The following is a 12489-nucleotide window of genomic DNA, read 5'->3' as shown; positions in this document are numbered from 1 at the left end:
CCCCCATGTTAATCTAGGGAAGCTCTGGAGAATTTTGCCTATAGATGTTTTGCATATTCAACTTTGGCAAAATATACGTTTTTGTTTTAATCAGCGCTTCCCTAATGGCAGCCGCAGGAACAGCTTCCGCAGCTCCCGCCGCATCCCTTGGAGCCCCTGAGGGGCGCTCCCTCCAGCAGAATCAGGGTCTTGCCCCGACACTCGGGACAGCGAAGCGCCCCTCCCTCCTGCTCGAAGACATGGGAACAGGAGGCACACCGAAAGGTCCGTTTCTCCGACATTCTTCCCACCTCCCCTACGCGCCGATGGTTGCGACCATCACGGCCTTGATGGTGTGCATCCGATTTTCGGCCTCGTCGAACACCTTGGAACAGGAGGACTCGAAGACCTCCTCCGTGACCTCGCAGCCCTTCACCGCCGGCAGGCAATGCAGGAAGATCGTCCTCTCCCTGCCGGTCGCCCTCATCAGGTCCCCGTTGACCTGCCATGGGGTCAGCAGCCGGACGCGCGTCTCCTTCTGCGCCTCCTCGCCCATCGAGACCCAGACGTCGGTGTAGACGGCATCGGCCCCCTCGACGGCCTTCCGGGGGTCGTCGATGATTCGGATCTCCGCGCCGCTTCGCTGCGCGACCGCCCTGCACCGCTCCACCAGCTCGGGGTCGGGGAAGAGCTCCCTCGGGGACCCGATGGTAAAGTTGACCCCCATCTTAGAGCTGCCGATCATGAGGGCATTCGCCATGTTGTTGCGGCCATCGCCCACATAGGTGAGGTTCAGGCCCTCGAGGCGACCGAAGTTCTCCTGAAGCGTGAGAAAATCGGCCAGGACCTGCGTGGGATGGTCGACGTCCGTCAGGCCGTTCCACACGGGGACCCCGGCCCACCGGGCCAGCTCCTCGACCATGCTCTGCCGAAACCCCCGGAACTCGATGCCGTCGAACATCCGTCCCAGCACCCGGGCCGTGTCCTTCACGTCCTCCTTGCCACCGAGGTGAATGTCGTTCTTGCCCAGAAACTCGGGGTGCCCCCCCTCGTCGATGCAGGCGACCGTGAAGGCGCACCGGGTACGCGTCGAGGCCTTCTCGAAAAGAAGCGCCACGTTCTTCCCCGCCAGGGCGCAGCCCCGGATTCCGGCGCGTTTCTTCGCCTTGAGGTCCGCCGAAAGGCTCAGCAGATAGGCGATTTCCTCGGGCGTAAAATCCATCAGAGTCAAAAAACTTCTTCCCTTGAGATTGACCGGCATGCCACGTTCCCCCTTTTTCCAATGTCTCCCCATATCGGCCGTTTTATGTACGGTCCCGATGCCCCGCCCCGCGGCGGGTCCGTCATTCGCCCGGTTCGCCGGGGCCGTTCGGGTCCGCTTCCCGGAAGAAGCGCGGCAGGACCTCCGGCAGCTCCTCGAAGGGATATTCGCCGACCACCCGCCCCTCCCGGAACAGGACCGCGCCGGCCGGGGTCCCGGCAATTCCCAGCCGGGCGTGTTTCGCCTCCTTGGGGCCGTTGACCTCGCACCCCATGACCGCCACGCTCGTCCCGTCGGGCAGGTCCTTCAGCATCGGCTCGATGAGCGCCACGAGGCGCATGACGTCCGCGCGCCTGCGGCCGCAGGTCGGGCACGACACCAGGTTCACCCCCCGCGAACGCAGATGGAGCGCCTTCAGGATCTCGTACCCCACCCGCACCTCACGCTCCGGCCTGTCGGTCAGCGACACGCGCAGCGTGTCCCCGACGCCCTGCGCCAGCAGTGAGGCAATGCCGGCCGTGCTCTTGACGATCCCGCCGTCGCCGGGACCGGCCTCCGTCAGGCCGACGTGCAGGGGGAAATCGGGATACGCCCGGGCAATCAGGAGGTTAGCCCGCACCGTCTCGGGGACGGAGGAGGACTTCGCCGAGAGGATGATATCCTCGAACCCGTTCTCCAGCAACAGCTCCGCCTGCTCGCGGACGGCCAGAAAGAGCGCCGCGGCGCGGTCCCCCCCCGCCTCCTCGAGCTGCCGCCCCGAGAGGGACCCCCCGTTGGCTCCGATGCGGATGACGACGCCCGTATCCTTCGCGATCCGTATCATCTCGTTCAGACGCCCCAGCGGCATGTTCCCGGGGTTGATGCGGATGCTCCGACACCCCGCGTCCATCGCCGCCAGGGCCAGAGCGGGGTCGAAATGGATGTCCGCCATGAGGGGCAGCTCGGTCCGCGGAAGCAGCCAGGCCAGCCCTTCCGCGTCGGCCGCCGTCGGCAGGGCCACACGGGCCAGCTCGCACCCCTCCTCGAGGAGGCTCCGGCACTGGTCCAGACAGGCCCCGCGATCGGACAGGGGGGCCTTCAGCATGCTCTCCACCCGAACCGGGGCCCCGCCCCCGACCGTCAGGGGCCCTATCCGGACCTGACGCCTCATCGCGTCCAGAAGAGGTTGTAGACGTCCTGCCAGGTGACGAAGATCATCAGGGCGATCAGCAGGGCAAAGCCCGTCATGTGGATCCAGTTCTCCACGCGCTCCGGAAGCCGGCGGCGGAACACCATCTCCAGCAGGACGAAGAGGATGCGCCCTCCGTCGAGGGCGGGGATGGGGAAGAGGTTGAGCAGCCCCAGGTTCAGGCTGATCAGGGCCAGGAACGTCACGAAGCTCCAGAGCCCCTCCCTCATGGCCCGCCCGGACATCGAGGCGATGCCGATGGGGCCGGTGACGTCGACCTCCTGGCGCTGCGTCACCCAGTCCCAGACCCCCTTGAGCATGAGCTTCGACATCCTCCATGTGTACCCTGCGGCATTCTGCAAAGCCTGCCCGGGGGAATAGCGCAGAAGCGCGGGTGTGACCCCCAGCATGGGGTGCCCATACTCCGCGTTGTCGGGGATGGGCGTCGTCACGGTCAGGGTACGGTCGCCGCGCTGGACCTCGAGGCGGACATCCCCCTTGACCGCAGCCTCCCTCAGCGCCTCGGACATCTCACGCCAATGGGCGACGGACCTGCCGTTCACCGCCACGACGCGGTCCCCGACCTCGAGGCCCGCCCGCTGCGCGGGGAACCCCTCCATCAGGGTCCCGATCCTCGTGTCCTCCATGTTCATGACCCCATGCCCGCAGAGGAAGACCGCCGTCAGCAGGAAGGCCAGCAGAACGTTGAAGAGGGCCCCGTCCAAGAGGATGAAGAAACGCTTCCAGGCGGACTGCTCGTTGAACCCCATGCCCGGAAGCACCGCCTCCCCGTCGGACTCCTCCCCCATTCCGGCCAGCCGGCAGAAGCCGCCGACCGGGAAAAGACGCCAGGACCAGAGCATCCGGGGCCTCCCATCCTGCCCGGCCCTCTGCTCGATCTGTTTCACTACCGGCCCCATGCCGAAGGCGAACTCGTGTACCTGGACGCCCAGAAGGCGCGCCGTGATGTAGTGCCCGTACTCGTGGACCAGCACGCAGATGGCGATGACGATTATGAACGCAATGATACTTGTCAGCATCGAATCGATTTCCTCCTTGCTTCCCTAAAAACTTCCCTGGACCCACCCAAGGGACTCGTCCCTTGGGAATCCCATTCGGTATTCGTCCGCGGCCCCTTCACGCCTCCCACGAGTTGCAGACGGCGGCGCAGTGCCGACGGGCCCATTCCAGGGCCGCGAGTGCGTCCTCGAGGGACTTGGGCGGCGGCAGCGAACAGGCCTCCATCGTCTCCTCCACGGCCCGTGCGATAGCCGTAAACCCCAGTCGCCCCGAGAGGAAGCGCTCCACGGCCACCTCGTCCGCCCCGACCAGCACGGCGGGGAACGGCCCCTTTCGCTCCATCGCCTCCCGCGCCAGCCTCAGGGCGGGGAAGCGCTCCGGGTCCGGATCCTCGAAGGCAATCGTGCGGGGGGCAACCACGGGCCGTTCAAGTCCCCCGCAAGGGAAACGGCGCTCCGGCCAGAAGAGGCAGGACGATGCCGGAAGCCGCATGTCCGGCGCCCCGGCGAGCATCTTGACGCTGCCGTCCTCGAACTCCGCAAGGGCATGAACGAAGGACCCCGGAGAGACCACGGCGTCCACCTGATGGGGCTCCAGGCTGAAGAGCATCATCGCCTCGATCAGCTCGATCCCCTTGTTCATCAGGGTGGCGCTGTCGACCGTGATCTTCGGGCCCATGGACCATACGGGATGGCGGAGCGCCATATCGGGCGTGACCGTCTCCAGCTCCGACGCCGTCCAGGTCCGAAAGGGGCCGCCCGAGGCCGTCAGGAGGACACGCCGCACGGGGGCGGACTCGCCATGCAGGCACTGCCACACCGCGTTGTGCTCGCTGTCCAGAGGACGCAGCTGATCCCTCGTCCGTACCAGGGGCATCACCCACGGCCCCGCGACGACGATGCTCTCCTTGTTCGCCAGGGAGACCTCCTTCCCCGCACGCAGGGCGGCTTGCAGGGCCGGGATGGCCGCGGTCCCGGAGGACGCGAAGACCACGTGGTCCACCGACGGGTCCTCCGCCACGGCAATCAGGCCCCCGGGGCCCCGGAGCTTTTTTGCCCCCGGTTCCTCCGGACCCAAACCGGGCGGCGCGTCGTGGACGCAGAGCATTGTAACACCGAACTCCGCCGCCAGCGCCATCAGTTTTTCGGAGGGCGACCGCGCGGCGAGGGCACGGACCTCGAGCGCGTCGGGGTGGGCGCGGCACACATCCAGGACGGACGACCCCACGCTGCCCGTCGCCCCGATGACCGCAATCCGCTTCCGTCCCGGCCCCATCACGTCAGGACGATCCCGAAGAGCAGGTAGGTCAGGAGCCCGTTGATCAGGATGCTGTCGAAGCGGTCCAGGGCCCCCCCGTGTCCGGGGATGAGACGGCCCGAGTCCTTCTCGCCGAGCTCCCGCTTGAGGAGGGACTCGGCCAGGTCCCCCATCTGGCCGGCGAGCCCGCAGACCAGGCCGATCAGGAAAAGGGGATAGGGCGGCTGCTCCAGGACGTAGATGACGATGGCGACCATCAGGAAGCTGCCCAGGAAGCCGCCGATGAAGCCCTCCCAGGTCTTCTTTGGGCTGATGTGCTCGCAGAGCCTGTTCCGTCCCCACCGCGCGCCGATCAGGTAGGCCATGACGTCGCAGCCCCACGTACTGGCAAAGAGGGACACGAGAACGAGGTTCCCCGTGGGGAGGCTCCGCAGCAGGAGGATGCAGGTCCAGGGCATAACGATGAAGAGCACCCCGGACATGGTCCCCCCCACGTTCCCGACCACGAAGCTCTGCCCCGTCGTCTGGCGGCGCAGGATCTCGACCATGAAGATGGCATAGGTGCTCAGGGAGAGGATCAGGGCGATCGAGACCGGCCGGCTCCCCTCGACGGCCGAGAGGAGCACGGCCAGGGAGCAGATGTAGCCGATTCCGCGCGAGAGCCTCAGCCGCTTGCCGAGCAGGCGGTAATATTCCCCCTGCGAGATGAGGGCGAGCGTGGCCACGACGCAGAGCCAGGCCGTCCCCCCCAGGTAGATGCCGCCGATGATCCCCAGGACGATGACGGCGCCGCTCAACGTGCGCAGAATAAGCTCGCGGCTAGGATTTGAGCCCGCCATAGCGCCTCTCCCGCCCGGCGTAATTCCCAAGGGCCGCGTCGAGGGCGGCCTCGTCGAAATCGGGCCAGTGGATGTCCGTGAAGTAGAACTCGCTGTAGGCCGCCTCCCACAGCCAGAAGTTGCTGAGGCGAAGCTCGCCGCTCGTCCGGACGATCAGGTCCGGGTCCGGGACGTCCGGCAGGTAGAAGAAGCGCCGCAGGTCGGCCTCCGTGACGGGGCCGGAGTGGCCGCTCGCCACGAGCGCATTGACCGCGTCCAGCACCTCGGCGCGTCCGCCGTAGTTCAGGCACAGGATGAAGTCGATCGTCGTCTCCTCCCTGGTGCGCTCCTCGGCCCAGCGCATCATCTCCAGAAGGTCCGCGGGAATGTTGTCGCGCCGCCCCGCGAAACGGATGCGCCCGCCCTCCGCCCTGATCGCGTCGACCTTGCGGCGGATGTAGTAGCGGAAGAGGCTCATCAGGCCGTCGACCTCCATCTTCGGCCGGTTCCAGTTCTCGGTCGAGAAAGCGTAGACCGAGAAATAGCGGATTCCCCGGCGCTTTACGAGGCGGACCATCTCCTCGAGTTTCCTCAGGCCGGCACGGTGCCCCATGAGGCGGGGCAGCCCCCTCCGCTTGGCCCACCTTCCGTTTCCGTCGAGGATGATTGCCAGATGATCGGGCACCGTCTTCGGCGCCGACTTCGACTCCGTCTTCATGGTTGCTCGGCGTTCTCCTTCCTTGTCTCGTCCAGCCTTATCTCGTCCAGGCGGGCCTTCAGCTTCTGGACGTCCTGCCACGTGAGGTCCTTCGGGCTGCCCTTCTGCCGAGAGTCGTTGCGCAGAAGGTAGCTGGGGTGGAACATGGGCATGACCTCGATCCCCCGCCATTCGAACCAGCGCCCGCGCAGGGCGGTTATCCCCTCGGAGGTCTTGAGTATCCAGCGCATCGGCGTATTGCCGAGGCACACGAGGATGCGCGGCCGGATCAGGAGGAGCTGCGCCTCCAGAAAATCCCCGCACCGCATCATCTCCTCCTGGGTGGGCACGCGGTTGTTCGGAGGACGGCACTTCACCACGTTGGTGATGAAGACCGACTCCCGGTCTATCCCCGCCGCAGTGAGGATCTGGGTGAGGAGCTGACCGGCCCTTCCCACGAAGGCCAGCCCCTCCCGGTCCTCGTCGGCCCCGGGCCCCTCCCCGACGAAGACGAGCGGCGTCCGCGCCGTCCCCTGGCCGAAGACCGTACGCGTACGGGTCCCGCAGAGCCCGCAGCGGTCGCACGTCTCGACCCGGGCCCTCAGCTCGTCCCAGGCCGCCGCCCGCCGGTCCTCGGGGGCGTTCCGCGCGGCCCCCATCCCGTCCGCGCCCATCCGATCCCTTTCCTCCGAGCTAGAGTTCGATTTCATGGATCCTGACGTTGACCTTTCTGACGTCCATCCCCGTAAAGTAGCTCAGCCCGACGCTGATCTTCTTCTGCAGGAGGCGGGCGATGAGCAGGGCGCTTCGGTTCCCCAGCCTGAGGTCGATCTCCAGGTTCACCTCGAGGCTGTCGTCGTCGGTCTCCAGCTCGATCTCGTGTACCTTGCGGACGTGCTCTCCGATCACGACGAGGCGCCGGCACATCTCCAGGATGGCCTCCCTGCCGATCGTCACGTGCCCGTCGAAACTGAAGGGAGGCTTGACGATGGTGCGCCCGTCGTCCCTGTCCTTGCTCTTGAAGAGGTCCTTGAGCTGGCTCACCAGTTTTCCGGCGAAGTTGCGCTGAATCTGGGTGCGGGCGACGGGGACGACGTGCTGCCTCTTCTCGCGCCGTTCCCGAAGCGCGTTGTCGATCTCCTCCCGCGTCGCCACGTCGGTGATGCCGATGATCTTGACGGGGTCGTTCAGGCCCAGCTTCGCGACGATCTTCCGCATCATCCCCTCGGAGGTGGCGAGGAGCATCAGCCTGCAGGGAGCGCGTCCCTCGAGGAAGCCCACCACCTCCTCGCGGTGGGCGGGGTACTCGAAGAGCGCGCGCCGGATGGCCCGAACCATGTTGCCCTCCGACTTGGCGCTCCGGCCCGCCATGATGCGCCCCCGGGACACGACCAGGCCGTCGTCGACGATCAGGTCGATGCCGTGCTGGCGCGCCACCTGCGAGGCCCTCTGGCTCTTGCCGGTCCCCGCCGGCCCGACGAACGCGTACACCTCGATCGTGGAGAGGTCGGGCTTCCGCACCGGGGTCCTTTCCTCGTGGAGCTTTTCTTCAGGGAGCTTCTCCTCAGGGAACTTCTCCTCGGAGATCTTCACCTGGGGGGGCAGTCCCTCGGCGACGTTCGGTACGACATCCCGCAGGGCCTCCCCCGCCTCGGTCCTCGGCTTCGTCATCGTTCGGCCCCCTCCTCGAGGGACACCGAGGCCCCCAGGCCGCGAAGCTTGCGGTCGATGGCCTCGTATCCGCGCCAGACGTGCACCATGTCCTCGATGCGCGTCTCCCCGGAGGCGGAGAGCCCGGCGAGGATCAGCGCGGCCCCCGCGCGCAGGTCCGTCGCCCTCACGGACGCCCCGTCCAGCCTCCTCACCCCGTTGATGATGGCCGTGTCCCCCTTGATGCGGATGTCGGCCCCCATCCGATTGAGCTCCTCGGCGTAGAGGAAGCGGGCCTGAAAGACGCTCTCCTCCACCATGCTGACGCCGCCCGCAAGGGCCAGGGCCGCCGTCATCTGAGGCTGGAGGTCCGTGGGGAAGCCGGGATAGGGCATCGTCTTCAGGGAGACGGACTGCAGGCGTTCGACGGGGAAGACGGTCACCTCCCCCTTTCTGACGGAAAACCTCGCCCCGGCCTCCTCCAGCTTGGCGAGCAGGGCGTCGATGTGCGCGGGAACGACGTCGCACACGGTGATCTCCCCGCCGGTCATGACGCCCGCCAGGATGTAGGTGCAGGCTTCGATGCGGTCGGGGATCACCCGTTCGCGTCCCGGCTGCACCTCGTCGACCCCCTTGATGCGGACGCACCCCGTCCCCTCCATCTCGATGGGGACCCCCATGGTCCTCAGCACCGCGGCGAGGTTCTCGATCTCAGGCTCACGGGCCGTATTCTCGATGATCGTCTCGCCGCGGGCCAGTGCCGCGGCCATCATCAGGTTCTCCGTCGCCCCCACCGAGGGGAAGTCGAGGTAGATTCTCCGGCCCCGCAGCCGATCCGCCGCCGCGTGCACCACGCCGTTGCGGATCTCTATCTTCGCCCCCATTTGCACGAGCCCCTTCAGGTGCAGGTCTATGGGGCGGCTGCCGATGGAACACCCGCCCGGCAGGGGCAGGGCCGCCCGGCCGCCGCGGGCCAGCAGGGGGCCAAGCGCCAGCGAGGAGGCCCTCATCTTGCGCACCAGGTGCTCCGGGGCCTCCCAGGCGATGTCCTCGGGGACGTTCAGCAGCACGCGGTCCTCCTCCCTCGAGACCTCCACGCCAAGGGCCCCGAGCAGTTCCATCATCGTGCTCACGTCGCAGAGGTCCGGGACGTTGTCGAGCGCAAGCGTCCCTCCCTTCAGGAGAAGGCAGGCCGCCATGACGGGCAGAGCCGCGTTTTTCGCCCCCTGGGTCCGGACGGTCCCCCTGAGAGGGATCCCCCCCTGTATCCTCATGACGTTCATCCGCCGATCCCTCCTGCAAGGCTGTCCAGATAGTCCAGGAGGATATCCCGGATCCTCTCGGATGCCCTGCCGTCGCCGAAGGGCATCCCCCGCTTCAAAAACGTTCCCCGATAGTCCGGGTCCTCCAGAAGGCGCAGCGACTCCCTGAGGATGGCCTCCGGGTCCGTCCCCACGAGGACCCCCGTCCCCGAGGCGATGGCCTCGGGACGCTCCGAGAGGTCCCGAAGGATCAACACGGGCTTTCGGAGCGCCGAGGCCTCCTCCTGGATCCCTCCGCTATCGCTCACGATGAAGAGGCTCCGGTTCATGACCGAGACGAAGTCGGGATACGACAGGGGCTCCGTGAGGATCACCCGGGGAAAGCCTCCAAGCTCCCTGCGGACGACCTCGCGGACGGCCGGGTTCTTGTGGAGGGGCACCAGCACCCGCACCTCGGGATGCGCCTCGACGAGGGCGGCCACTCCCCTGCATATGCGGGCCAGGGGCTCCCCCCACGATTCCCTTCGATGCGCCGTCATCAATACGAGGGGACCGTCCTCGGGGACCCCGTCCAGGACCTCCGCCCGGCCGAGGTTCCCGAGCGTCCAAAGGAGCGCATCGATGACGGTATTGCCCGTCACGAAGATTCGTTCCTCAGGCGCTCCCTCGCGCCTCAGGTTCTCCGCATCCCCCGGGGTCGGCGCGAAGAAAAGGGAGGCCAGCCGGTCGGCGAGCACCCGATTGGCCTCCTCCGGAAAGGGAAGGGCCATGTTGTGACTGCGCAGCCCCGCCTCGACATGCCCGACCGGGACGCCGCGGTAGAAGCCCGCCATGGCGGCCCCAAGCGTCGTCGTCGTGTCCCCGTGCACCAGCAGCATGTCCTGCGGACTCCCGTCCAGGAAGGCGCCGACCCCCAGCAGAACGGCCGAGGTCACGTGATCGAGGGTCTGGCGTTCCCTCATGACGTTCAGGTTGACGTCCGCCGCGATTCGGAAATGGGCCAGAGCCTGCTGCAGCATGTCGGAGTGCTGCCCGCTGGCCAGGACCGTCACCGCAAAGCGCCCGTCCTCCTTCAGCAGCCGCACGAGCGGCGCCATCTTGATGGCCTCCGGCCGGGTCCCGACGACACAGGCTATCCTATGCATGAAGCGCCCCCGCCTCCTTCGTTCGCCGTTGTCCATGTCCTCCAGTTCATCTCTTCCAATCCATGTCCTCCACGGGAAGTCGTCAGGAGAGGCGCGCGTAGACCATAAGCCCGCCCGCCAGGGACGCCGACTGCATCAGCACCAGGCAGACGACGGCCCAGAGGGGAGATCCCGTAAGCCCCATCAGACGGTGGTGCAGATGTCCCTTGTCGGGATAGAACGGGGACCGGCCCATCAGGATGCGCCGGCTGAAGGCGATCATCGTGTCCAGAACGGGCATCCCGCCGAACAGCAGGAGCAGCAGGACCAGCTCGTTCAGTCCGATTCCCCGAAGCGTCGGAGCCGCGGCGGTCAGAAAATGGGCGGAGAAAAGATAGCCCAGCAGGGTGCTGCCCCCATCCCCCAGAAAGGTCCGGGCACAGGGGAAGTTCCAGCACAGGACCCCCAGCGCCGCCGCCGCCATGACCACCCCCACGGGGGCGGCCCCCAGAAAGGCCAGCCCCGCCGACGAGGCGATGAAAAGGGAGATGCACAACCCATTGACCCCATCGATCAGATTATAGGCGCTCGTGACCCCCGCAATCCAGACGGCGCACGCAAAGGCCGTCAGAGGGGGCAGCCCCAGCGGCAGGACCGCCAGAGCCGAGCTCAGAAGATGGAGCCCCAGCCTCAGGAACGGGCTCAGCGAGCGCATGTCGTCGATATAGCCGATGAGGAAGACGATCGTGGCCCCGAGCGCGGTGAAACGCACGGAGGGCGCTTCCGCCACCGCGTAGAGCGCCCACAGGAGATACCCCGTCCAGAGCACCAGCCCGGCGCCGCGGGGCATCTGGCCCGTGTGGATCTTCCGGGCATCGGGCAGGTCGAGAATCCGGTAACTGCGGGCCAAGCGGATGGAGAGCGGCGTAGCCAGGCCCCCCCAGAAAAAGCCCCCGAGCCCCAGCAAAAAAAGTCCGGCATCAATCAAGGAGGGCCGCCCCCTACTTGGTCCCGTACAGGCGATCCCCCGCGTCGCCGAGTCCGGGGACGATATAGCCGTGGTCGTTCAGGTGGCTGTCCAGGGCCGCGATGAAGATATCGGCCTCCGGGTGCTCCCTGTGGACGCGCTCGATCCCCTCGGGCGCGGCGATGAGGCACACCAGGGACACCTTCTGCCCGCCACGCTGCTTCACGAGGGAGATGGCCGCCGCGGCGGATCCCCCCGTCGCCAGCATGGGGTCGAGGACGAAGATCTCGCGTTCCTCGATGTCCTGCGGCAGCTTGCAGTAGTATTCCACGGGGTTCAGCGTCTCGGGATCCCTGTAGAGGCCGATATGCCCCACCTTGGCGTTGGGGACCAGCTGAAGGATGCCGTCCACCATGCCGAGACCGGCCCTCAGGACGGGGACGATGGCCAGCTTCTTGCCCTCCAGAGTCCGGGCCCTCGTCACCGCCAGGGGCGTCTCGACCTGGACCTCGGTAAGGGGAAGGTTGCGGGTGATCTCGTAGACCATCAGCCCGGCGATCTCCTGCAGCAGCTCGCGGAACTCCTTGACGCTGGTGTCCCTGCTTCGGATGATGCCCACCTTGTGCTGGACAAGGGGGTGATTGAACACGACCACGCGGCCGCCGGAGGGAAGCCCGGCGCAGAGGTCCGCGGCCTCCGCCGCCGCGATCTTGTTGATACGCACGAGGTGACGCCCTCCCTCGAAGGGGGTCGTCAGCCATGCATCCAGGATGCCGGGGACCTGCCCGGGGGCGAGGACCCTCCCGCCCAGGGTGAGCACGTTGAGGTTGTTGTGGGCCCTCGCCATGCGCGCGCTCTCGACGTCGTTGCAGGCCGCGGCCCGTATGCCCTTTATCTTGTTCGCCGCTATGGCCATGCCGATCCCCGTCCCGCAGAGAAGCACCCCGCAGTCGGCCTTGCCCTCCGAGACGGCCCTGGCCGCCTCGAGCGCGATATCGGGATAGTCCACCCGCTCCTCCGAATGGGTCCCGAAGTCCAGCAGCCGGACCTCCGGGTTCCGCGCAAGACAGTCCAACACCACGGGCTTCAGGACGTAGCCGGCATGGTCGCATCCAACGGCAATGTTCATTCCCCAACACCTCCATCGATATCCTAACAATGATATCACTACCCCAGGCCGCGGGGAGCGTCAAACCCACAATTTGTGTTCGAGATAAACTTATGTGTAGGATAATTTAGGGTTGTTTACAAACCGGGTGAGATTACAGGCGAGAAACGCCCGGGAA

General features: G+C 66.7%; 13 protein-coding genes. All 13 read right to left on the bottom strand.

Annotated elements, in window-relative coordinates; all coding sequences use genetic code 11:
• Positions 1 to 101: 101 nt before the first annotated feature.
• Positions 102 to 281, bottom strand: coding sequence for a hypothetical protein (locus tag Q0176_RS06775; protein WP_299300562.1), 180 nt, complete (start codon positions 279 to 281; stop codon positions 102 to 104).
• 14 nt (positions 282 to 295) lie between these two features.
• On the bottom strand, positions 296 to 1240 hold the full coding sequence (argF, locus tag Q0176_RS06770; protein ID WP_299300559.1) for an ornithine carbamoyltransferase: 945 nt from the start codon (positions 1238 to 1240) through the stop codon (positions 296 to 298).
• Positions 1241 to 1322: 82 nt separating this feature from the next.
• Positions 1323 to 2390, bottom strand: a complete 1068-nt coding sequence (gene ispG, locus Q0176_RS06765; protein ID WP_299300556.1) for a (E)-4-hydroxy-3-methylbut-2-enyl-diphosphate synthase — start codon at positions 2388 to 2390, stop codon at positions 1323 to 1325.
• Complete coding sequence (gene rseP / locus Q0176_RS06760) at positions 2387 to 3448, bottom strand: RIP metalloprotease RseP (RefSeq protein WP_299300553.1); 1062 nt, start codon at positions 3446 to 3448, stop codon at positions 2387 to 2389. Before rseP ends, ispG begins: the two co-directional genes overlap by 4 nt.
• Before the next feature lie 97 nt (positions 3449 to 3545).
• Positions 3546 to 4703 (bottom strand): 1-deoxy-D-xylulose-5-phosphate reductoisomerase, encoded by a 1158-nt coding sequence (locus tag Q0176_RS06755; protein WP_299300565.1) that lies wholly within the window; start codon positions 4701 to 4703, stop codon positions 3546 to 3548.
• Positions 4703 to 5524 (bottom strand): phosphatidate cytidylyltransferase, encoded by an 822-nt coding sequence (locus Q0176_RS06750; protein ID WP_299300550.1) that lies wholly within the window; start codon positions 5522 to 5524, stop codon positions 4703 to 4705. The genes Q0176_RS06755 and Q0176_RS06750 overlap by 1 nt, the downstream gene beginning before the upstream one ends.
• Positions 5505 to 6221 (bottom strand): polyprenyl diphosphate synthase, encoded by a 717-nt coding sequence (uppS, locus tag Q0176_RS06745; RefSeq protein ID WP_299300547.1) that lies wholly within the window; start codon positions 6219 to 6221, stop codon positions 5505 to 5507. The genes Q0176_RS06750 and uppS overlap by 20 nt, the downstream gene beginning before the upstream one ends.
• On the bottom strand, positions 6218 to 6874 hold the full coding sequence (locus Q0176_RS06740) for a uracil-DNA glycosylase (protein ID WP_299300544.1): 657 nt from the start codon (positions 6872 to 6874) through the stop codon (positions 6218 to 6220). The genes uppS and Q0176_RS06740 overlap by 4 nt, the downstream gene beginning before the upstream one ends.
• 19 nt (positions 6875 to 6893) lie before the next feature.
• A complete protein-coding gene (locus Q0176_RS06735) occupies positions 6894 to 7871 on the bottom strand; it encodes an isopentenyl transferase family protein (protein ID WP_299300541.1) in 978 nt (325 codons plus the stop codon).
• Positions 7868 to 9133, bottom strand: coding sequence for a UDP-N-acetylglucosamine 1-carboxyvinyltransferase (gene murA, locus Q0176_RS06730; RefSeq protein ID WP_299300538.1), 1266 nt, complete (start codon positions 9131 to 9133; stop codon positions 7868 to 7870). The genes Q0176_RS06735 and murA overlap by 4 nt, the downstream gene beginning before the upstream one ends.
• Positions 9130 to 10257 carry a UDP-N-acetylglucosamine 2-epimerase (non-hydrolyzing) gene (gene wecB / locus Q0176_RS06725; protein ID WP_299300535.1) on the bottom strand — a complete coding sequence of 376 codons (1128 nt, stop codon included), beginning with the start codon at positions 10255 to 10257 and terminating at the stop codon, positions 9130 to 9132. Before wecB ends, murA begins: the two co-directional genes overlap by 4 nt.
• Positions 10258 to 10339: 82 nt before the next feature.
• Entirely contained in the window at positions 10340 to 11224 is an 885-nt protein-coding gene (locus Q0176_RS06720) for a glycosyltransferase family 4 protein (RefSeq protein ID WP_299300532.1), read from the bottom strand.
• Positions 11225 to 11237: 13 nt separating this feature from the next.
• Entirely contained in the window at positions 11238 to 12332 is a 1095-nt protein-coding gene (gene upp, locus Q0176_RS06715; RefSeq protein WP_299300530.1) for a uracil phosphoribosyltransferase, read from the bottom strand.
• Positions 12333 to 12489: the final 157 nt, after the last annotated feature.

Source organism: uncultured Fretibacterium sp. (assembly GCF_938040765.1).
Classification (GTDB): domain Bacteria; phylum Synergistota; class Synergistia; order Synergistales; family Aminobacteriaceae; genus CAJPSE01.
Note: the sequence above shows the minus strand (reverse complement) of the source record. Positions and strands in the feature narration are given on the sequence as shown.

What these genes read in the sequence shown, in the direction of transcription:
- Q0176_RS06775 (WP_299300562.1), bottom strand. Translation starts at nt 281, where the DNA reads ATGTCGGAGAAACGGACCTTTCGGTGTGCCTCCTGTTCCCATGTCTTC.
- rseP (WP_299300553.1), bottom strand. Translation starts at nt 3,448, where the DNA reads ATGCTGACAAGTATCATTGCGTTCATAATCGTCATCGCCATCTGCGTG.
- murA (WP_299300538.1), bottom strand. Translation starts at nt 9,133, where the DNA reads ATGAACGTCATGAGGATACAGGGGGGGATCCCTCTCAGGGGGACCGTC.
- uppS (WP_299300547.1), bottom strand. Translation starts at nt 6,221, where the DNA reads ATGAAGACGGAGTCGAAGTCGGCGCCGAAGACGGTGCCCGATCATCTG.
- Q0176_RS06735 (WP_299300541.1), bottom strand. Translation starts at nt 7,871, where the DNA reads ATGACGAAGCCGAGGACCGAGGCGGGGGAGGCCCTGCGGGATGTCGTA.
- Q0176_RS06740 (WP_299300544.1), bottom strand. Translation starts at nt 6,874, where the DNA reads ATGGGCGCGGACGGGATGGGGGCCGCGCGGAACGCCCCCGAGGACCGG.
- argF (WP_299300559.1), bottom strand. Translation starts at nt 1,240, where the DNA reads ATGCCGGTCAATCTCAAGGGAAGAAGTTTTTTGACTCTGATGGATTTT.
- Q0176_RS06750 (WP_299300550.1), bottom strand. Translation starts at nt 5,524, where the DNA reads ATGGCGGGCTCAAATCCTAGCCGCGAGCTTATTCTGCGCACGTTGAGC.
- upp (WP_299300530.1), bottom strand. Translation starts at nt 12,332, where the DNA reads ATGAACATTGCCGTTGGATGCGACCATGCCGGCTACGTCCTGAAGCCC.
- ispG (WP_299300556.1), bottom strand. Translation starts at nt 2,390, where the DNA reads ATGAGGCGTCAGGTCCGGATAGGGCCCCTGACGGTCGGGGGCGGGGCC.
- Q0176_RS06755 (WP_299300565.1), bottom strand. Translation starts at nt 4,703, where the DNA reads ATGGGGCCGGGACGGAAGCGGATTGCGGTCATCGGGGCGACGGGCAGC.
- wecB (WP_299300535.1), bottom strand. Translation starts at nt 10,257, where the DNA reads ATGCATAGGATAGCCTGTGTCGTCGGGACCCGGCCGGAGGCCATCAAG.